The following is an 18871-nucleotide window of genomic DNA, read 5'->3' on the forward strand; positions in this document are numbered from 1 at the left end:
AAATATCATACCAGAACACTTTATAATTATCTTATTTTTTTGTCACATAAACTTAAAATTTTAACATTATTTAATGATTGATAGATAAATCGACAAACTGATACAATTAAATTAAACTACTTACATTAAAGTGATGTTCAAACTTTAAGTAGGACAATTATTTATTTTACGAAAATAGTGAGAGCTCAAGTGCCCATAAACCTTAAAAATAAATCAATTTGCTTAATAGTTGTATTGGCGTCAATACTATTTTGGTTTATTTACTCTTCATGGCACTTATCTAATTTATCATTATCATCGCCTTTAACTTGTCATACTGCTTGTTCCTCATCTGTAGTAACGACCAAACACACATCCCTTTCTCATCAACAAGATTTGATTTTGCAAAAAAAACCAGTTATGTCGGCTTGTGCTTTATTTTATCAATGTTCAACATGCAGTATTTTAGATTCTAATTTCCCTCTAAAACTTTATATCTCGTCTGGCAGTGAACGATATCTGCCTATAAAGCCTATTCCACAATATAACGAATTTGTTCCAGAGTTAAGACCACCGCAAACTGTTTAATTGATTTATGTAAATAAAAGCAGTAAGTAACACAACACACAATCACCGAAATGATGTTGATATTTGTTTTATCAACATAACCATTAAGTTATTGTTAAATTTAACTATTTTTGAGGAATATTATGAAACGTCGAAATTTTTTGATGAATATTACCGCGGCTATCGGTGGACTGGTCGCAACTAAAGCTATAGCCAAAATAGATCACAACAACATGCATAACATGGTGTGCGATATTAATTCTGATGAATGTCAAAAAGGGGATGGTACGCACCAACACATGAACATGAATAACAATCAAATGCCACAAAAACTCCTACCGACTTCAGCACTACCACAAGGAATGGATTTACCAACTTTGACCAACTTAAAAAATGACAGCAACCAAAAAGGATTTTTTGAAGCAACATTACATCTAAAACCAACAAAAATAGCCTTAACTCCGAATTTAATCACGGAATTTTGGACCTATAATGGAATGACACCCGGCCCTAAAATCGAAGTATTTGAAGAAGATCATGTCAAAATCACTGTGAAAAATGAACTAACTCAACCAACGACAGTTCATTGGCATGGTTTGCTCATTCCATCCGATCAAGACGGCAACCCACAAAACGAAATTCCAGCAGGAGGCAGTCGAACTTATGAATTTACCATTCCTAAAGGTACTGCAGGCACTTATTGGTACCATCCCCACGGGCACAATACAGTAGCCGAACAAGTTTATCGCGGTTTAGCCGGCACATTTATTGTTCGCAGCAAACACGATCCACTAACATCAATCCCTGAACAAAATTGGTTCTTTTCGGATCTAAAATTAACCGACAAAGGTCAAATTGCTGATAACTCAATGGTCGATTGGATGAATGGACGTGAAGGCCAATTTGTATTGATCAACGGCAGTTACCGACCAAAAATCAAAATAGATTCAGCCACACGTATCCGAGTATGGAATGCGTGTTCAGGTCGATATCTTAATCTTTCTATCCCTAATTGCGATGTCTACTTAGTGGGCACTGATGGCGGACTATTAGCAAAACCTTATCTATTGACCAAACCCTTATTATTAACACCCGCTGAACGTGCTGAATTAGTCATCATGCCAAAACAAACTGGTACTGTCTATCTGCAATCAATCGGATACGATCGCAATAAAATGGGCAATGTACCACCAGAACAAGATCTAATACTGGGCGAGTTAGTACTGACTAAATCCGATCCGATCACCTTACCAAACACATTAAACCAACTACCTAACATGGGGCCGGCTGTCGCCCATAAATTACTGGAATACACCGAAGTAATGGACATGAAACAGCCACATGGTGGTATGTTGTTTTTAATTAATGGCAAACGTCATGATATGTCGCGAATTGATCTAAAAAGCAAAATTCACGATATTGAAGAATGGACAATATTCAATAACTCCCATATGGATCACAACTTCCACATCCATGGCGCACAGTTTATTGTACAAACACACGAATTAAATGGTAAAAAAACTCAGCCAGACTATATTGCCTTAAAAGATACCATTAATTTACGACCACACGAAAAACTCACCATCAAAATACAGCAAAACCTTCCTGGGCTTCGCATGTATCACTGTCACATTATTGAACATGAAACACTCGGCATGATGGGGCAATTAATGGTGGAATAATATTCCCCCCTACTTTCTTTCCTTAATTCAACGCTTAATATGATTGGATTAAGGGAAGATAAATGAACAAAAACTCGCTTATTACTACCGAAAAAAGCGAGTTTTTATAAGCCTATCCACTTATTAAAATTCCTTTTATTAAATTATTCCCCTTGTAATAAAGGTTTTTTATTTTGCTAAAAAATGCTAAAATGCGCGGATTATGGTCGTCATTAATTATTGGCAAAAACTCAGCAAACGGTTGATTATCAAAACCGCTTTATCGCACTTATTATTAGGTGTGATTGCTGCTGGATTTGGTTTATGTCAAAACGAAGCGCTGCCGTCAGAATCGGATGTTTCTCAAAGTGGAATCATGACAATTACATCAATTGTACAAGATCACCAAGAAACAGCCCCAAAACAGTCACAAACGCTAGCACATACCCAAAAACAGCATATTACAGCATTTTTAATAACGCCTAATTATGATGATCTTTCCCCTAGCAAAGCAATCCGACTATCTCCTTACAACGGCATACGCGCTGGGCCAAAAACGACCTGTTAGAATTTACACTCAAATAAAACTAATTTTTATACAAGGCGAATGCCTTAAAATCCGTATTAAAAAACAAGAGAAAAGTTATGTTATTAAAGTTATTAACAAAAGTATTTGGTAGCCGCAATGAGCGCGTATTAAAAAACATGCGTAAGCGAGTAGAAAGAATCAACGCCCTTGAACCTACAATGGAAGCATTATCAGATGCTGAGCTTAAAGCCAAAACCACAGAATTCCAACAAAAGATTGCAGAAGGAACTCAATTAGACGATATTTTAGAAGAAGCCTTTGCCGTAGTACGTGAAGCAAGTAAACGTGTATTTGGTATGCGTCATTTTGATGTACAGCTAATTGGCGGTATGGTATTGAACGAACGTTGCATTGCTGAAATGCGTACTGGTGAAGGTAAAACCTTAACAGCAACATTACCAGCTTATTTAAATGCTTTAACAGGCAAAGGGGTACATGTCATTACCGTTAATGACTATTTAGCACAACGCGATGCTGAAAATAACCGCCCGTTATTCGAATTTTTAGGGTTAACCGTTGGCATCAACCTACCAAACATGCCGCCACACGAAAAACGTGATGCCTACAATGCTGATATCACCTATGGTACCAACAACGAATATGGCTTTGATTACCTACGTGATAACATGGTATTTAACAAAGAATCACGCGTACAGCGCCCACTACATTACGCTTTAGTCGATGAGGTTGACTCAATTCTTATTGACGAAGCCAGAACGCCACTGATCATTTCAGGACAAGCAGAAGACAGCTCAGACAAATACATTAGTGTCGACAAAATAATTCCACACCTAGTTCGACAAGAAAAAGAAGATTCTGAACAATTTCAAGGCGATGGCGACTTTTCGATTGACGAAAAATCCCGTCAAGTTAACTTAACAGAGCGTGGATTAATTAAAGTTGAAGAATTGCTCATAAAACAAGGCATCATGAAAGGTGAAGAATCACTTTATGCACCAAGCAACATCGTATTAATGCATCATGTCAATGCCGCCCTACGCGCCCATCACCTATTCCACCGAGACGTTGATTATATTGTTAAAGACAATGAAATTATCATTGTTGACGAACATACTGGCCGGACCATGGATGGTCGTCGTTGGTCTGATGGCTTACACCAAGCGGTTGAAGCCAAAGAGCACGTTAAAATCCAAAACGAAAACCAAACACTGGCTTCAATCACCTTCCAAAACTATTTCCGCTTATACGAAAAACTAGCTGGAATGACAGGTACAGCAGATACTGAAGCATTTGAGTTTAACCAAATTTATGGTTTAGATACCATCGTTATCCCAACCAATCGCCCAATGCAACGAAAAGATCAATCCGATCTTGTCTACATGACCGAAAAAGAAAAAATCAATGCAATTGTGGCTGATGTACAGGAATGTGTAAAACGCGGACAACCTGTCCTTGTTGGTACCGCCTCGATCGAAAAATCAGAGCTCGTATCGCAAGCGTTCAAAAAAGCAGGCATTAAACACAATGTTTTAAATGCTAAATTTCACGCTCAAGAAGCTGAAATTATTGCTAATGCCGGCAGCAAAGGCGCAGTCACCATTGCCACCAATATGGCTGGGCGTGGTACCGACATTATGCTAGGCGGAAACTGGCAAAACGAAATAGCAAAACTAGAAAACCCAACGCCAGAAGACATTGAAAAAGCCAAACAAGCTTGGCAAGCAAGACATGAAGAAGTGATTGCACTAGGAGGGCTATATATTTTAGGTACTGAGCGTCATGAATCACGTCGTATCGACAACCAATTGCGTGGTCGTGCTGGCCGTCAAGGTGACCCTGGGGCTTCACGTTTTTACCTATCGCTTGAAGATCCATTAATGCGAATCTTTGCATCAGACCGTATTGGCGGCATGATGCGCAAACTAGGCATGAAAGAAGGCGAAGCCATTGAACACCCATGGGTAACCAAAGCCATTGCCAACGCACAAAAGAAAGTTGAAAGTCGTAACTTTGATATTCGTAAACAACTTCTAGAATATGACGATGTTGCCAACGATCAACGTAAAGTAATCTACCAAGAGCGAAACGGATTACTTGATAACAGCGACATAAAAGAGACCATAGACTCGATCCGAGGTGATGTATTTAACGCCTTAATCGACCAATACATTCCACCACAATCGATTGAAGAAATGTGGGATATTCCGGGGCTGGAATCGGCACTAAAAACAGACTTTGACTTAGATTTACCTATAGCAAAATGGTTAGATGAAGAGCAAAACCTGCATGAAGAAACCTTGCGTGAACGTATTTTACAAATGGCGCAAGACCGATACCTAGAAAAAGAAAACACCGCAGGCGCTGAAGCATTTAGACATTTTGAAAAAAGCGTCATGCTACAAACCCTTGATACTCTTTGGAAAGAGCATTTAGCCTCGATGGATTACTTACGCCAAGGTATCCACTTACGCGGTTACGCACAAAAAGATCCAAAACAAGAATATAAACGAGAATCATTTAATATGTTTGCTAGCATGTTAGAATCGTTAAAATATGATGTTATTGGTATTTTAAGCCGTGTACAAATTCGCTCACAAGAAGAAGTCGACGAAGCAGAACGCCAACGCCTTGCCGAAATGGAAAAATTAATGGCTAAACAGCAAGCTAACCATGAATCACTAGCAGGCATGAGTGGTGAAAGTGAAGCGCAGCCAACTGGAGCACCACAACCCATGGTACGAGCACAAACCAAAGTAGGACGCAACGATCCATGTCCTTGCGGTTCAGGTAAAAAATATAAACATTGTCATGGCGCTGTTAATTAAGACAAAAATTTAGTATTATCAAATAAATTGATGTTTAAATCACCGATGAAAGTCGGTGATTTAATAAAAAGGAAAAATGCTCTCTTTCCCTAAATTTATAGATAAACAGACAGGATTATGAAAAAACATACTGAAATTGCTGTAGGTATTATTCGTTCACAAAATTGTCAAATTTTTATTACCCAACGCGGTGAAGATTCTCATCTTGCTGGTTTTTGGGAATTCCCCGGAGGGAAAATAGAAGCCCACGAAACCCCATATCAAACCTTACAACGAGAAATCGCCGAAGAAGTTGACATCCATATTCATCAAGCCCAGTTTTTAAAAGTTTTTGAGCACAGTTATGAAGACCGAGATATCACCATTCATGCCTATTTGGTTGAAGAGTGGGATGGTGTGCCATTTGCGAAAGAAGGGCAACCAAGCCGTTGGGTTGATCAAGAAGAGCTAAATGCTGATGAATTTCCTGATGCCAATAGGCCGATTATTGAGATGCTAAAAAATTTAGATAAGCAGATATAGAGGGTTATTTCGTTTTTTCGTGAAAACATAAAACTTTAATAAAATCAATAACTTTCCTGACCATTTTTTTGTGGTGATTTTATTAAATGATAATATCTATGTGCTTTGTCAATTGCTCAAAAACTATTTTTAAATTAGTTAACAATAAACGGCGTAAAAAATGGATTAAAACATCTATTTTTTAAAGATTTATTAAGAAGTTGAGAATAAGAGGCTAAAAAGTATATAATGCCGCCTATTTTTGATGGTGCTTATCATTGAGAATGATGTTAATAAAAAATTAAGGAACTAATTATTATGAAAGAATATAAGGTTATTGTTTTTCAAGAAGGTGCTTTGTCTTCATTGCTTTTGGGTAATGCTAATGTTAATGAAGTTAAATTTACAGAAGCGTTAAATAAGAATGCAGAACAGGGTTGGCGAGTTGTCACGATGGAAAAAGATATGCGTCGCTTATTTTTATTTTGGAAAAGAGAAGCTTATTTAGTGGTACTTGAACGAGAACGAAACTAAATAAAACTGAATTCGCTTATCTATTTTTGTATCTAATTTGTCTAACAAAGCAAAAATAGATAAGGGATGTCTGATAGTTAATTTGGCAGTTGCTATAGTGATTTATTAAGTAGGGTCATTAGCTTAGTCAACTCAACTTTCCTCCTCCCTTTTTTATACATAAAATAATATTGCTTATTTTTTGCAATTAAACATAAGTTTCAATACAAAAAGTTAAAAGCGAGAAACTAAGATTTATGCTGTAATCTTTGTTCAGCCAAAGCAAGAAAGACAATGCCAATAATAATACATAATGCCCCTAATAGCCGAGCTATGGTGATTTGTTCTTCAAAAACAATTACCGATACCAGCATAACAGTAACTACCTGTAGATGAGATGCCGCAAATGCTGGGCCGACTGGAGCTTTTTTTAATAATACCATCCATGTAATAAACGCCCCTGTATAGCCCAACATGACTAAGTAAGCCCAACCATAAGAAAATATGCGCACTAGCCAATCAAAACTGATTTCAAACGGTAGGGCCGATAGTGCAGTTAATTTAAAGCTAGTTTGCCCAAAAGTATCAAAAAATAGTAGTAAGATAAAACCGATAATGTAAAACTTTTTCATTAAGTTAGCCCCACTAATACTACGCCAGTTGTAATAAAAAGTATCCCTACAATACGAAATAAGGTAAGGTGCTCTTTAAATAGGATGCGCCCTGCTAGCATAACTGTAATGATGTTAAATGATCCTAATAAGATGCCTGCCGATAAAGACACTTCGCTTAAAAATGCTAGCCAAAATATAAAGCCAAGAAAGTAAGAGCCAAAACCAATCCAAAGCCAAATATTGGCAAATAATCTTTGCCAATAATGTAAGCCTTGTTTGTTTTTAGAAGTGATCGCCGCATACTTAAACGCAATTTGCCCGATCGTGTCGCAGGTAAGGTTAATGAGCCAAAGCGCAATAATTAAGGTTGACACTGCTGACAAAGTCCATGTATTTCAAGCACACTGTGCTTTATTAAGTATTGATTGTGGTGTGCGAGTTGTTTTAGCTGTTCTTCGATTTGTTCAGAATGTTTTTCAATAATTTGTTGGCATTTATCACAAATAAATAAAATGGAAATATGTTCAGGATCTTGAAAATGTGGACAGATGATATAACTATTAGAAGATTCCACTTTGTGGATAAAGCCTTGCTCAAGCAAAAACTCAAGTGCACGATAAATTGTCGGTGGTTTGGCTTGTGGCTCACTGGCTTTGAGTAGATCTAAAAGATCATACGCACTCATCGCTTTATTAGCCGTTAACATAATGTCTAAAACGGTTCGGCGTTGCGTTGTCAGTTTAATGCCACGCTTTTTGCATAAAGTTTCAATTTTTTCAATTAGTAGATTATGCATTTAGTTTCCTTTGCCTTTATCGATTATTTTTTTGTGTCGCTTTTCTTCGTCTTATTTCTTTGGGGTCGTTGATTAATGGCCGATATATTTCAATGCGATCCCCCGCTTTTACCCGTTGAGTCGGTTCACAACGCTTTCCATAAATGCCAATTAGATGTTCATCCAATTTAATCTGACATAATGATAAGATATTGGATTTTGTAATTGCTTGCAAGACATTCGTTTGCTCATCGACATTGCAATCAATGACTGTTGCGTTATTCGGTAACGCATAAACCACTTGAATATTTATCATTTTAATAAATCTGCCTTGCTCGTTTTGAAAACGCATTAACCATACCGTTCATGATCTCTTTAAATACGGGAGTAAAAGTCATATCCAATAATTTATTTTTGAACTCAAAATCTAAATTAAAGCTGATTTTACTTTTTTGGGGCGCGATTTCAACAAATTGCCATCGACCTGATAATTTTTTAAATGGACCTTCTAATAGCGTCATATCAATTGAGTTAGGTTCGTTAATTTGATTTAATGTGGTGAACGATTTTTTAAAACCGAACTTTTCAACCTCAATAAATGCGGCAATGGTATTATTTTGTTTTCTAATAATACCCGTTGCGATACAATCTGGAATAAATTCTGGATATTTTTCAATATCGTTGACTAAAGCAAACATTTGCTCAATGGTATAAGGTTCAATAACTTCGTGAAAAATATGTGCCATAGTAATAAAATAAAAAGCTAAAATTAGTAGCATATAATATCACGTAACTCTATAATAACGCACATTATGACTAAGAAAAAATCACATAAGCCAGGTTCGGCAACCATTGCATTAAATAAACGTGCACGCCATGAGTACTTCATTGAAGAAGAAATCGAGGCGGGATTATCCCTGCAAGGCTGGGAAGTCAAATCACTGCGCGCAGGTAAAGTCAATATTAGCGATAGCTATGTTCTGCTAAAAGATGGCGAAGCATGGTTATTTGGGGCGACCATTACTCCGTTGAATGTTGCTTCAACCCATGTTATTTGCGAACCTATGCGCAACCGTAAGTTATTGCTAAATGAGCGTGAACTTAATTCATTATTTGGCCAAATCAATCGCCAAGGTTATACCGTTGTTGCCCTTTCTTTATATTGGAAGAATGCATGGGCGAAAGTGAAAATTGGGGTAGCCAAAGGTAAAAAAGAGTACGATAAACGTTCCGATATTAAAGAACGCCAATGGCAAGTTGATAAAGCGCGTATCATGAAGAACGCCAATCGGTAATGTTTGGCTTTCCCTTGATTGAACTTGATCGCAACAAATTACTCATCAATTAGCTTTAACTAAAGTTATGTTTGGCGGGTAAACATAATCTATTTATTGAATTTCTTCAACAAATTTTATAAAACAAACCATCATAATAACCAGATAATAAAGATGAATTGAAAAGATGAACGTTTTCTAAAATAATTATGATAAATATTCCAACTACATAAATAATATACCTCAATTCCCCCGAGTCTAAGAACATATAAAAAAGATGTAATACAATTAATAAAGAAATAAAAAAACAAATAAAAAACAGAAAAATATTATCCCGACCACAATCAAACAAACAATTCCTTATCCGAATGAATTTTTTCTCTACTATCTATATAGCCATTTCTAGTGAAATGGCTTATTCGTTAATCATCTTTATTATCTTAATCAATAATAAGGTAACTAAATGAATATATTATTAAATAATTTATAGAAAGAGGTTTTTTTATGCCTAAAAAAAATAGTCGTGTTCGATTCCATATAGCAATACTCATGTTATTTGCTATTGTGATTAACTATTTAGATAGAACTGTAATGTCTGCAGCTGCACCTATTATTGCGACTGATTTAAATATTTCACCTGAGGCAATGGGATGGATCATGTCTGCATTTTTCTTAAGCTATGCATGTTGCCAAATTCCTGCTGGATTCCTTGCTGATCGTTTTGGACAAAGAAAGACCCTTGCAGGTTCAGTTACGTGGTGGTCTTTAGCTACAGGCGCAACAGCATTAGCAACATCACCAATTGGTTTTATTTTCTCTCGAGTTTTTATGGGCATTGGCGAAGCAGCTGCATATCCGTGTAATGGTGGCATTACGGCAAAATGGTTCCCAGATAGAGAAAGGGGGCGTGTTACGGCACTGTTTGATAGTGGTTCTCGCTTCGGAACAGCATTTGCAATGCCTCTTGTTGTTTGGATTATTGCTAGTTGGGGATGGCATGCAGCATTTTTTATTTGTGGCGCTTTGGGCCTTCTTTGGGTTGTTTGGTGGTTATGTGTTTACCAAGATCCTGAGCAACACCCAAGGATTAGTGAAACAGAATTAAAATATATTCGTGAAGGTCAAATTAAAAAAGAAGGAATAGACAATATACAACCCATGAAATGGTATCAATTATTAAAATACCGCAATGTGCTTGCTATGTGTATTGGCTTTTTTATGCTTAATTATGCAGTCTATTTTTTTATTACTTGGTTTCCAACCTATTTAATGAAAGAACGGGGTTTAAGCTTGACTGAAATGGGTTTTCTTGCCATGTTACCGCCTTTATGTGGCATCATTGGACAATGGATCGGTGGTTGGTTAACTGATTTTATCTATATCAAAACCAATAACATCAATCTTGCAAGAAAAATTAACTTAGTTGGCGGAATGTTAATTGCAACTTCAATTTCACTTGCTGGCTTAGTTGATTCAATAACTATCATGATGGTACTACTTTGTATTTCATATATTGGCCTTGCTTTTGCTGGTTCAGCTATTTGGTGTCTACCAGGTGACATTGCACCAAGAAATATGACATCCGTTTTAGGAGGAATCCAAAACACTGTTTCAAATTGTGGTGGTATATTAGGTCCAATTGTAACAGGGTATATTATTGGAGCAACAGGTTCATTTATGTATGCATTAGTGGTTTCGGGGTGTGCTTGTGCTATAGGTGCACTTGTATATTTACTCGTATTAAAGGACATTAAACCAATTACAGAAAGTCAATCTACTTTATAAATTAGCCATTTTATTAGAAAATCCTAGCAAGACTATTTGGTAGGATTTTTTCAAACTCCTATTATTATAATAACATTATCGAGAAACATAATATGGGCAGAAGTCAAACATTAAGACAAAATACCATCAATCAATTTATTGATTGCATTAATAATAATATATTATCTTTTCCATTACCTTCTATTTCAATTCTGGCTGACGCTTTCAACGTGAGCAGAACAACTATCCGAGCTGTACTTGAGTATTTATGTAGAACTGAAATTTTACTATTTAGCAATAACGAATATCATTTATTACGGGAACCAACAAACGAGGATAAAATTGCCTGTATTTTTGAAAAGAGATCAATACAAGATAAAAAGTTTGAAACTTATTTTTACGATTTAATCAATCACAAAAAATTATTACCTGGAGATAATTTTAATGAAATTCAACTTGCGAAAGAAACCAAAGTAAATCCTATTGTTGTTCGTGAATTTTTATTACGTTTTTTGCACTATGGATTGATTAATAATATAAAAAAAGGTGAATGGGAATTAGTTACCTTTGCTAAAGACTACGCAGAAAAGCTTTATGAATTTAGAAGTGTTTTAGAAATATTTGCACTTAAAGCATTTATGTCTCAACCCGATAACCATATTAACTGGATAAAAGCACGAGAATTATTACAACGCCATAAGAATTTTCAACAAAAAATACAAAATGAATACACGCACTTTTCAACACTTGATCGTGATTTCCATCAATTGATTTTATCTTGTAATGATAATCCATTTTTTATGCAGTCGTTTGATTTAATTTCAGTGATATTTCACTTTCATTATCAGTGGGACAATAGTGACCTCAAAGAACGCAATAGTATTGCTGTATCAGAACATATAGCAGTATTAACAGCTATTTTACAAAAAAATGAACACAATGCCATTGAAGCATTGTGCCGTCATTTAAATACAGCTAAAACATCAATGCAAGAATCGATTGGTCGAACATTAACCATAAAAAACAGATAAAAAACAAAAAATTTTTATACCCAACACGAAACAAATAAAAAAATAAATACTGTTTTTTATCTTCTTTTATAGTTCTCTTTACTTACTATCTCGCAACATAATTAAAGAGAACTATTCTATGAAAAAACAATTAAATAGATCTAACTTTCCCGGCCCTAGCTACCCTGAAAAAATTCTCCAATTTGGTGAAGGAAATTTTCTAAGAGCATTTGTTGATTGGATTGTTGATAATCTAAACCAAAAAACAGATTTCAATAGTGGCGTAACTATTGTAAGACCAATTGATACTCATCAACCATCCATCAACGAACAAGATGGACTTTATACCACAATTATTCGTGGGTTAAATGAACAAGGTGACGCTATTGCAACACCTAGAATTATCTATTCCGTTAACCGAGAAATTTTGATATATCAAGATTATCAATTATATTTAAAATGCGCTGAGAATCCTGACTTAGAATTTATTTTCTCTAATACCACTGAAGCTGGAATCGCATTTAACGATAAAGATAAAGCAACCGATACACCACCAACGACTTTCCCAGCTAAACTAACCTGTTTTTTACATCATCGATTCGAGTTTTTTAACGGACAAAAAGATAAAGGTTTAATTATTATTCCATGTGAACTTATTGACTATAATGGTGAAAAGTTAAAAGAACTAGTACTAGAATATGCAAAATTATGGAATCTTAGTAATAGCTTTATTACTTGGATCAAAGAAAGCAATACATTTTGTTCAACATTAGTCGATCGTATTGTCACTGGTTATCCAAAAGACGAAGCCATACAACTTGAACAACAACTTGGTTATCAAGACCGTTTTTTAGATACTGCTGAATACTTCTATTTATTTGTTATTCAAGGACCAGATTGGTTAAAACAAAAATTAAAACTTGACCAATTAGATCTGAACATTTTAGTGGTTGATGATATTAAACCGTACAAAGAAAGAAAGGTCGGCATTTTAAATGGTGCTCATACAGCAATGGTTCCTGTTGCTTACCTTGCTGGGCTACGTACTGTTGGTCAATGTATGAATGATCCGCAAATTGAAACCTTTGTTAAAAATCTTTTGAATCAAGAAGTGATCCCAACCTTATCTTTAGATAAAAAGCAGCTAGAAAAATTTGCCGATGAAGTATTAAAGCGTTTTAAAAATCCATTCATCAAACATGAACTCATGTCTATTTCTTTAAATTCATTAACGAAATTTAAAACTCGCTTATTACCACAGCTATTAACCTACAGTCAACGATTTAACTGCCCTCCTAAATATATTTCGTTTTCATTAGCCGCACTTATTGCTTTTTATCGTGGAGAGTACCAAGGTCAAGTGATTTCATTAACTGATGATACGCACTTATTAGCAAAATTTAAAGAATGGCAGCCACTTTATCAAAATGACGTCAAAACATTAGTAACAAACGTCTTAAAAATGACTGAACATTGGGGACAAGATTTAAATACTGTCACTGGGTTGACCGATTTAGTCTCGGAAAATCTAAAAAATATTTTATCCCACAATATTAAAAATTATATTCCAAACAATTAAACATCAGGAGTCAATCAAATGCCTAAAATGAAATATATTGTTATTCCAGAACCAGGGAAAGTTGAAATCAGAGAAACAGAAAAACCGACTTTACAGAAGGGCGAAGCAATCTTAAAAGTATTATACGGTGGGATTTGTGGTTCTGACATGGGAACATATAAAGGCACATTCCTTTATGCTAGCTATCCCCGCATTCCTGGTCATGAATTTTCGGCTGAAGTAGTAGAAGTTGGTGAAAACGATTATGGCATCAAAAAAGGCATGATTGTGACAGCAAATCCCTACTTTAATTGTGGCAAATGTTACTCTTGCCGTCGTGGATTTGTTAACTGTTGTACAAGCAATCAAACTCTTGGTGCACAACGTGATGGTATTTTTAGAGAATATTACAGTATGCCAATTGAACGTATTTATGATGGTAAAGGATTAGATGCATTAACTCTCTCAATGATTGAACCATTTTGTATTAGCTACCATTCCATTCAACGTACCTCAGTAAAAGAAGGAGACAAAGTACTCGTTGTGGGGGCAGGACCTATCGGTTTATTTGCGGTTATGGCAGCGATATTAAAAGGTGCGGAAGTTTATGTAAGTGATGTTATGCCGTCACGATTAGATAAAGCATTATCACTTGGTGCAAAGGATGTGATTCGTACTGATAAAGAAAATTTTGAAGAAAGAGTAAAAGAATTAACACAAGGTAATGGTTTTGACGTCTGTATTGAATGTGCTGGACTACCACAAACTTTCCAAAACTGTATTGATGCAGCTGCGTTCCGTGGGCGTATTGGTTTAGTGGGTGTAAGTAAGCAAAAATTAGATTTTGCCTTTACCCAAATTCAAACTAAAGAATTAGATATTTTTGGCTCCCGTAATGCACTCAAAAAAGATTTTGTCGAGTTAATTGATTTAGTCAGTTCAGGAAAATGTGATGTAAAAAAAATCATTACCGATGTATACGAATTAGCTGATGCTGAAAACGCATTCAAAGAAATGCGTGACGATCCAAGTACTCGACTAAAATCAGTAATTAAAATCGGTTAAACAAATAATAACCAACTACAGACTTCCGCTATCAAAATTAGCGGAAGTCTGTAGTTTTAGGAATAGAATTATGAAAAAAACAATTAAAATCAATGATAATGATAATGTCATTATTGCATTAGAAACTTTACAGCAAGGAGACAAAATCATTAGTGAACAATTAGTAATCCAACAACAAATTACTGCATTACAAGATATTCCATCAGGCCATAAAATAGCCATAAAACCAATTGCAAAGGGTGAAAATATTGTAAAATATGGTTTTCCAATTGGTCATGCCACACAAGCAATTCAAGTAGGCGAACATGTCCACACCCATAATGTAAAAACCAATCTTGGCGAACTTGATAAATACCAATATCAACCTATTATTGAACAAATATCAACACCATTTTCCGACAGACAGGTCAATCTTTATCGAAGAAAAAATAAAGAAGTAGGTATTCGTAATGAACTTTGGATAATTCCCACCGTAAGTTGTGTTAATGGTATCGCAGAACAAATTCGTAAACAATTTTTAGCGAATATTTCTCAAGATCTCTCACAAAAATCACCTAATTTTGATGGTGTGTATCTACTCTCTCACCCCTATGGTTGTTCACAATTAGGTACTGATCACCAAACAACCAAAACGATATTACAAGATATGGTTAAACATCCGAACGCTGGTGGTGTTTTAATCATTGGCTTAGGTTGTGAAAATAATCAACTTAGTGCATTTAAGGAAAGTCTTGGTGAATATGACCACGAGAGAATTCGTTTCATGATCGCACAAGAAGTTGAAGATGAAATAAAACAAGGTGTCAATTATTTACACGAAATCTATCAAGTAATGAAATCAGATCAACGCCAACAAGGCAAGTTAAGTGAACTAAAATTTGGGCTTGAATGCGGTGGTTCTGATGGTTTATCAGGAATTACAGCTAACCCATTATTAGGAAAATTTTCTGATTATATTATTACTCACGGGGGCACCAGTGTATTAACTGAAGTACCTGAAATGTTTGGTGCTGAAAAAATTTTAATGTCTCATTGTATTAATGAACAAATATTTGAAAAAACAGTCAATATGGTTAACAACTTTAAGCAATATTTTATGTCATACAATCAGCCTATTTACGAAAATCCATCGCCAGGCAATAAAGCAGGGGGTATTACGACACTAGAAGATAAATCACTAGGCTGTACCCAAAAAGCAGGAAACAGTACAGTGGTTGATGTATTAGAATATGGCGATAGACTCAAAAAAACCGGTTTGAATTTATTATCAGCTCCTGGTAACGATGCCGTCGCAACAGGAGCCTTAGCAGCAGCAGGTTGCCATATGGTGCTATTTTCAACTGGACGAGGGACACCTTATGGCGGTGTAGTACCAACTGTAAAAATATCAACCAATTCATCATTAGCACACAAAAAAACACACTGGATTGATTTTGATGCAGGGAAATTAGTAAACGGAACAAAAATGGATAAATTGTTAGAACAGTTTATTGATTTAATTGTACAACTAGTTAATGGCAAACAAACATGCAATGAAATTAACGAATTTCGTGATCTCTCTATCTTTAAAAATGGAGTAACAGAATAATGCACCTAACGATTAATGATAACTAGTGCTTAAAGTTAAGCTTTGATACTTTAATATATTGGCAACGTTAATCACTAAAAATGACACTTTACCTGACAGGTACCGAATATAAAATCAGTAACTATCAGATTGTTATTAAATTAACACCTTAAGATTTTATAATCAACTAACGCTGATCATCAATCATCACACCTGATGGCGGCGTAAATTGGAACTTATCTAGTGATACTTTACCTAATTTTTGTCGAGACAAGTCATAAAAACTGCGTTGGCCATCTTCTTCAATAATCGTAAAGTTAGAAATCATCCCCGTAGGTAATACCGAAATAATAAAATCTTGATTAGATCCATCCGTTGGTTTGAGAGTAAAGGAATCTTGTTTACGCGTTACTTGATAAACATTCCAAATTGGGTTATGACTATCTGTAATAAGTAACATTAAGCGATTATCTACCGCTTTTTTTAAGTCCATCACGCTCACTTGCTCAACTGCAGGGGTATATACCCACATATTTTTGCCATCAGAAATGATTGAGGTTTGGTCTGGTTCATTCATTGTCCAATTAAAATAATAAGGTCGATTAACCCACAAATCCCCCTTACCTTCCTGCACGGGTTGATTGTCTGCCGTTTTTACATTTTGAGAAAAACTAGCATAAAACCCTTCAATTTTATCTAAACGTTGTTGCAATACTTCTTTATCACCAGCCCACACTGATAAACTTGCCAACAATCCAATTAACAATAAACACTTCTTCATGCCCAATCCTTACGTTTCATCTAACAACTTAAATAAAGTCCAATAACTAAATTAGTTTAAAATATTACCGTTTTTATTCTAATGGTAAAAGATATTTTCTTTTCTTTTTTCACTTATTAAATAACGAGTATATAATAGATTCAATTTGCCAATTTGGATAATGACCTGCCATGCCAAGTATGTCTTTTGAATTTACTACCGATGAATTTAAACCATTAGCGGCCAGAATGCGCCCTAGAACCTTATCAGAATACATAGGGCAAACTCATTTGTTAGGTGAAAACAAACCACTCCCAAAAGCCATTGAAGCAGGTAATTTACACTCAATGATTCTTTGGGGACCACCAGGTACAGGCAAAACAACATTGGCCGAAATTATTGCTCACCATGCAAATGCAAAAGTTGAGCGAGTATCTGCCGTGACATCAGGCATTAAAGACATTCGCGAAGCGATTGAAAGGGCAAAAATCAACCAACAAGCTGGTGTTCGTACTATTTTGTTTGTCGACGAAGTTCACCGCTTTAATAAAAGTCAACAAGATGCCTTTTTACCGTATGTTGAAAACGGTACGGTAACGTTTATTGGCGCTACGACTGAAAACCCATCATTTGAACTCAATTCAGCCTTACTATCGCGCGCACGAGTGTATCTGCTTAAGTCATTAACTCAACACGATATTGAGCAAATTTTACAGCAAGCAATGGACGAGCCAAACCGTGGTTACGGTAATCAAAATATCCAACTTCCTGAAGAAACCAAAAAACAGATTGCCGAATTTGTCGGTGGCGATGCAAGGCGTGCGCTTAATACACTTGAACTATTGGTCGATATGTCTGATGGTCAGGCATTAACACCCGAACTACTAAAAGAAGTCATGGGTGAACGCAGTGCTAGGTTTGATAACCAAGGAGACCGTTTTTACGATTTAATTTCAGCCGTCCATAAATCGATTCGAGGATCCGCTCCCGATGCTGCACTTTATTGGTATGCAAGGATAATCTCGGCTGGTGGTGATCCGCTTTATGTTGCTCGTCGGTTATTAGCCATTGCCTCAGAAGATGTCGGTAATGCCGATCCCAGAGCCATGCAAGTGGCGCTATCTGCGTGGGACTGCTTTACCCGCGTAGGTCCTGCCGAAGGTGAACGCGCAATTGCACAAGCGATTATCTACCTTGCTTGCGCACCAAAAAGTAATGCCGTTTACCTTGCTTTTAAACAAGCAATGAGTGACGCTCAATCCAAACCCGATTACGATGTCCCTGAGCATCTGCGTAACGCACCAACTAACTTAATGCAAAAACTCGGCTACGGCGCTGAATATCGCTACGCCCACGACGAACCCAACGCGTTTGCCGCAGGTGAAAACTACTTCCCGAAAGAAATGGCCGACACAAAATACTACCATCCAACACTTCGTGGTGCAGAGAAGAATTACACCGATAAATTAGCATGGCTAGAGGCTCAAAATCAAGCAAGTTCTATTCAACGTTATAAGTCTAAAAAATAATCACAATAAGAAATCGGTTTTATTATTAACGTGTAGCATTTCCTTGCGTTTTTTACAGTAGTGTAACGGTCAACAAAACTTGGAGACAATCTTAGGCCGTTTTTAGTAATTTGTATTCAAATTCTACAGGTGAAATAAATTCCAGTTTATAATGTCTTCTTTTTTGATTATAAATAGGTTCGATGTAATCAATAATATCAGCTATTGCTTGCTCTCTGGTTACATAATCTCGATAGTTGCTCCTTTCTGATTTTAAAGATCTAAAAAATCGCTCAGTCACGGCATTGTCTAAGCAATTTCCTGCTCGGCTCATGCTAAAGGTAATTTGATAAGATGCTAATATCCGTTGGAACTGTTCA

The 18871-nt window shown here is 35.9% G+C and carries 20 protein-coding genes; 13 read left to right on the forward strand and 7 right to left on the reverse strand.

The features are described from left to right. Window positions 1–189 precede the first annotated feature (189 nt). From GQ589_RS07465 to GQ589_RS07490, 6 genes are all read left to right on the forward strand, one after another. The gene (locus GQ589_RS07465; RefSeq protein ID WP_160411455.1) at window positions 190–567 is read left to right on the forward strand and encodes a hypothetical protein; all 378 of its coding nucleotides are present in this window, start codon (window positions 190–192) and stop codon (window positions 565–567) included. 122 nt (window positions 568–689) lie between these two features. Continuing rightward, window positions 690–2228, forward strand: coding sequence for a multicopper oxidase family protein (locus GQ589_RS07470; protein ID WP_160425395.1), 1539 nt, complete (start codon window positions 690–692; stop codon window positions 2226–2228). Between the two features lie 202 nt (window positions 2229–2430). Further along, window positions 2431–2775: a hypothetical protein gene (locus tag GQ589_RS07475; RefSeq protein ID WP_160411457.1), complete on the forward strand. Its 345-nt coding sequence runs from the start codon at window positions 2431–2433 to the stop codon at window positions 2773–2775. 77 nt (window positions 2776–2852) lie between these two features. Then, window positions 2853–5582 (forward strand): preprotein translocase subunit SecA, encoded by a 2730-nt coding sequence (secA, locus tag GQ589_RS07480; protein ID WP_160425397.1) that lies wholly within the window; start codon window positions 2853–2855, stop codon window positions 5580–5582. A 117-nt stretch (window positions 5583–5699) separates the two neighbouring features. After that, a complete protein-coding gene (gene mutT / locus GQ589_RS07485) occupies window positions 5700–6104 on the forward strand; it encodes an 8-oxo-dGTP diphosphatase MutT (RefSeq protein WP_065635591.1) in 405 nt (134 codons plus the stop codon). A gap of 297 nt (window positions 6105–6401) precedes the next feature. Next, window positions 6402–6617, forward strand: a complete 216-nt coding sequence (locus GQ589_RS07490) for a DUF4177 domain-containing protein (protein WP_160400283.1) — start codon at window positions 6402–6404, stop codon at window positions 6615–6617. Window positions 6618–6844: 227 nt separating this feature from the next. Here the strand turns inward: GQ589_RS07490 and GQ589_RS07495 are convergent, their stop codons facing one another. Genes GQ589_RS07495 through GQ589_RS07515 form a run of 5 tightly spaced genes read right to left on the reverse strand, consistent with a single transcriptional unit; the run spans window position 6845 to window position 8764 of the window. Beyond that, window positions 6845–7228, reverse strand: coding sequence for a multidrug efflux SMR transporter (locus tag GQ589_RS07495; protein ID WP_160400282.1), 384 nt, complete (start codon window positions 7226–7228; stop codon window positions 6845–6847). Beyond that, window positions 7228–7584 carry an EamA family transporter gene (locus GQ589_RS07500; protein WP_160400281.1) on the reverse strand — a complete coding sequence of 119 codons (357 nt, stop codon included), beginning with the start codon at window positions 7582–7584 and terminating at the stop codon, window positions 7228–7230. The genes GQ589_RS07495 and GQ589_RS07500 overlap by 1 nt, the downstream gene beginning before the upstream one ends. Further along, window positions 7572–8006, reverse strand: a complete 435-nt coding sequence (zur, locus tag GQ589_RS07505) for a zinc uptake transcriptional repressor Zur (RefSeq protein WP_160400280.1) — start codon at window positions 8004–8006, stop codon at window positions 7572–7574. Before zur ends, GQ589_RS07500 begins: the two co-directional genes overlap by 13 nt. Window positions 8007–8022: 16 nt before the next feature. Beyond that, window positions 8023–8301, reverse strand: coding sequence for an RnfH family protein (locus GQ589_RS07510; RefSeq protein WP_160400279.1), 279 nt, complete (start codon window positions 8299–8301; stop codon window positions 8023–8025). A 1-nt stretch (window position 8302) separates the two neighbouring features. After that, window positions 8303–8764 carry a type II toxin-antitoxin system RatA family toxin gene (locus GQ589_RS07515; RefSeq protein WP_160400278.1) on the reverse strand — a complete coding sequence of 154 codons (462 nt, stop codon included), beginning with the start codon at window positions 8762–8764 and terminating at the stop codon, window positions 8303–8305. A 33-nt stretch (window positions 8765–8797) separates the two neighbouring features. On the opposite strand from GQ589_RS07515, the gene smpB reads away from it, so the two are divergent. From smpB to GQ589_RS07545, 6 genes are all read left to right on the forward strand, one after another. Beyond that, entirely contained in the window at window positions 8798–9280 is a 483-nt protein-coding gene (smpB, locus tag GQ589_RS07520) for an SsrA-binding protein SmpB (protein ID WP_160400277.1), read from the forward strand. A 483-nt stretch (window positions 9281–9763) separates the two neighbouring features. Continuing rightward, the gene (locus tag GQ589_RS07525; RefSeq protein ID WP_160411460.1) at window positions 9764–11044 is read left to right on the forward strand and encodes an MFS transporter; all 1281 of its coding nucleotides are present in this window, start codon (window positions 9764–9766) and stop codon (window positions 11042–11044) included. 92 nt (window positions 11045–11136) lie between these two features. Beyond that, window positions 11137–12054, forward strand: coding sequence for a GntR family transcriptional regulator (locus GQ589_RS07530; RefSeq protein ID WP_160411461.1), 918 nt, complete (start codon window positions 11137–11139; stop codon window positions 12052–12054). 118 nt (window positions 12055–12172) lie between these two features. Further along, window positions 12173–13612 carry a tagaturonate reductase gene (locus GQ589_RS07535; protein ID WP_160425399.1) on the forward strand — a complete coding sequence of 480 codons (1440 nt, stop codon included), beginning with the start codon at window positions 12173–12175 and terminating at the stop codon, window positions 13610–13612. A 27-nt stretch (window positions 13613–13639) separates the two neighbouring features. After that, window positions 13640–14656, forward strand: a complete 1017-nt coding sequence (locus GQ589_RS07540) for a zinc-binding alcohol dehydrogenase family protein (protein WP_160425420.1) — start codon at window positions 13640–13642, stop codon at window positions 14654–14656. A gap of 70 nt (window positions 14657–14726) precedes the next feature. Beyond that, window positions 14727–16244 carry a UxaA family hydrolase gene (locus GQ589_RS07545; protein ID WP_160425401.1) on the forward strand — a complete coding sequence of 506 codons (1518 nt, stop codon included), beginning with the start codon at window positions 14727–14729 and terminating at the stop codon, window positions 16242–16244. Between the two features lie 166 nt (window positions 16245–16410). Here GQ589_RS07545 and lolA read toward each other — a convergent pair whose 3' ends face one another. Further along, window positions 16411–17004, reverse strand: coding sequence for an outer membrane lipoprotein chaperone LolA (lolA, locus tag GQ589_RS07550; protein ID WP_160400269.1), 594 nt, complete (start codon window positions 17002–17004; stop codon window positions 16411–16413). A gap of 179 nt (window positions 17005–17183) precedes the next feature. Here lolA and GQ589_RS07555 point away from each other — a divergent pair, with 179 nt between their 5' ends. Then, window positions 17184–18512 carry a replication-associated recombination protein A gene (locus tag GQ589_RS07555; RefSeq protein WP_370519426.1) on the forward strand — a complete coding sequence of 443 codons (1329 nt, stop codon included), beginning with the start codon at window positions 17184–17186 and terminating at the stop codon, window positions 18510–18512. A 91-nt stretch (window positions 18513–18603) separates the two neighbouring features. On the opposite strand, the gene GQ589_RS07560 is transcribed toward GQ589_RS07555, so the two are convergent. Then, on the reverse strand, window positions 18604–18871 hold a 268-nt coding region (locus GQ589_RS07560; protein WP_160425405.1), incomplete at its 5' end, for an IS3 family transposase.

Origin of the sequence: Gilliamella sp. Pas-s27, assembly GCF_009795865.1 — a bacterium.
Classification (GTDB): domain Bacteria; phylum Pseudomonadota; class Gammaproteobacteria; order Enterobacterales; family Orbaceae; genus Gilliamella.

What these genes read in the sequence shown, in the direction of transcription:
- GQ589_RS07470 (WP_160425395.1), top strand. Translation starts at nt 690, where the DNA reads ATGAAACGTCGAAATTTTTTGATGAATATTACCGCGGCTATCGGTGGA.
- GQ589_RS07475 (WP_160411457.1), top strand. Translation starts at nt 2,431, where the DNA reads ATGGTCGTCATTAATTATTGGCAAAAACTCAGCAAACGGTTGATTATC.
- secA (WP_160425397.1), top strand. Translation starts at nt 2,853, where the DNA reads ATGTTATTAAAGTTATTAACAAAAGTATTTGGTAGCCGCAATGAGCGC.
- mutT (WP_065635591.1), top strand. Translation starts at nt 5,700, where the DNA reads ATGAAAAAACATACTGAAATTGCTGTAGGTATTATTCGTTCACAAAAT.
- GQ589_RS07490 (WP_160400283.1), top strand. Translation starts at nt 6,402, where the DNA reads ATGAAAGAATATAAGGTTATTGTTTTTCAAGAAGGTGCTTTGTCTTCA.
- GQ589_RS07495 (WP_160400282.1), bottom strand. Translation starts at nt 7,228, where the DNA reads ATGAAAAAGTTTTACATTATCGGTTTTATCTTACTACTATTTTTTGAT.
- zur (WP_160400280.1), bottom strand. Translation starts at nt 8,006, where the DNA reads ATGCATAATCTACTAATTGAAAAAATTGAAACTTTATGCAAAAAGCGT.
- GQ589_RS07510 (WP_160400279.1), bottom strand. Translation starts at nt 8,301, where the DNA reads ATGATAAATATTCAAGTGGTTTATGCGTTACCGAATAACGCAACAGTC.
- GQ589_RS07515 (WP_160400278.1), bottom strand. Translation starts at nt 8,764, where the DNA reads ATGCTACTAATTTTAGCTTTTTATTTTATTACTATGGCACATATTTTT.
- smpB (WP_160400277.1), top strand. Translation starts at nt 8,798, where the DNA reads ATGACTAAGAAAAAATCACATAAGCCAGGTTCGGCAACCATTGCATTA.
- GQ589_RS07525 (WP_160411460.1), top strand. Translation starts at nt 9,764, where the DNA reads ATGCCTAAAAAAAATAGTCGTGTTCGATTCCATATAGCAATACTCATG.
- GQ589_RS07530 (WP_160411461.1), top strand. Translation starts at nt 11,137, where the DNA reads ATGGGCAGAAGTCAAACATTAAGACAAAATACCATCAATCAATTTATT.
- GQ589_RS07535 (WP_160425399.1), top strand. Translation starts at nt 12,173, where the DNA reads ATGAAAAAACAATTAAATAGATCTAACTTTCCCGGCCCTAGCTACCCT.
- GQ589_RS07540 (WP_160425420.1), top strand. Translation starts at nt 13,640, where the DNA reads ATGAAATATATTGTTATTCCAGAACCAGGGAAAGTTGAAATCAGAGAA.
- GQ589_RS07545 (WP_160425401.1), top strand. Translation starts at nt 14,727, where the DNA reads ATGAAAAAAACAATTAAAATCAATGATAATGATAATGTCATTATTGCA.
- lolA (WP_160400269.1), bottom strand. Translation starts at nt 17,004, where the DNA reads ATGAAGAAGTGTTTATTGTTAATTGGATTGTTGGCAAGTTTATCAGTG.
- GQ589_RS07555 (WP_370519426.1), top strand. Translation starts at nt 17,184, where the DNA reads ATGTCTTTTGAATTTACTACCGATGAATTTAAACCATTAGCGGCCAGA.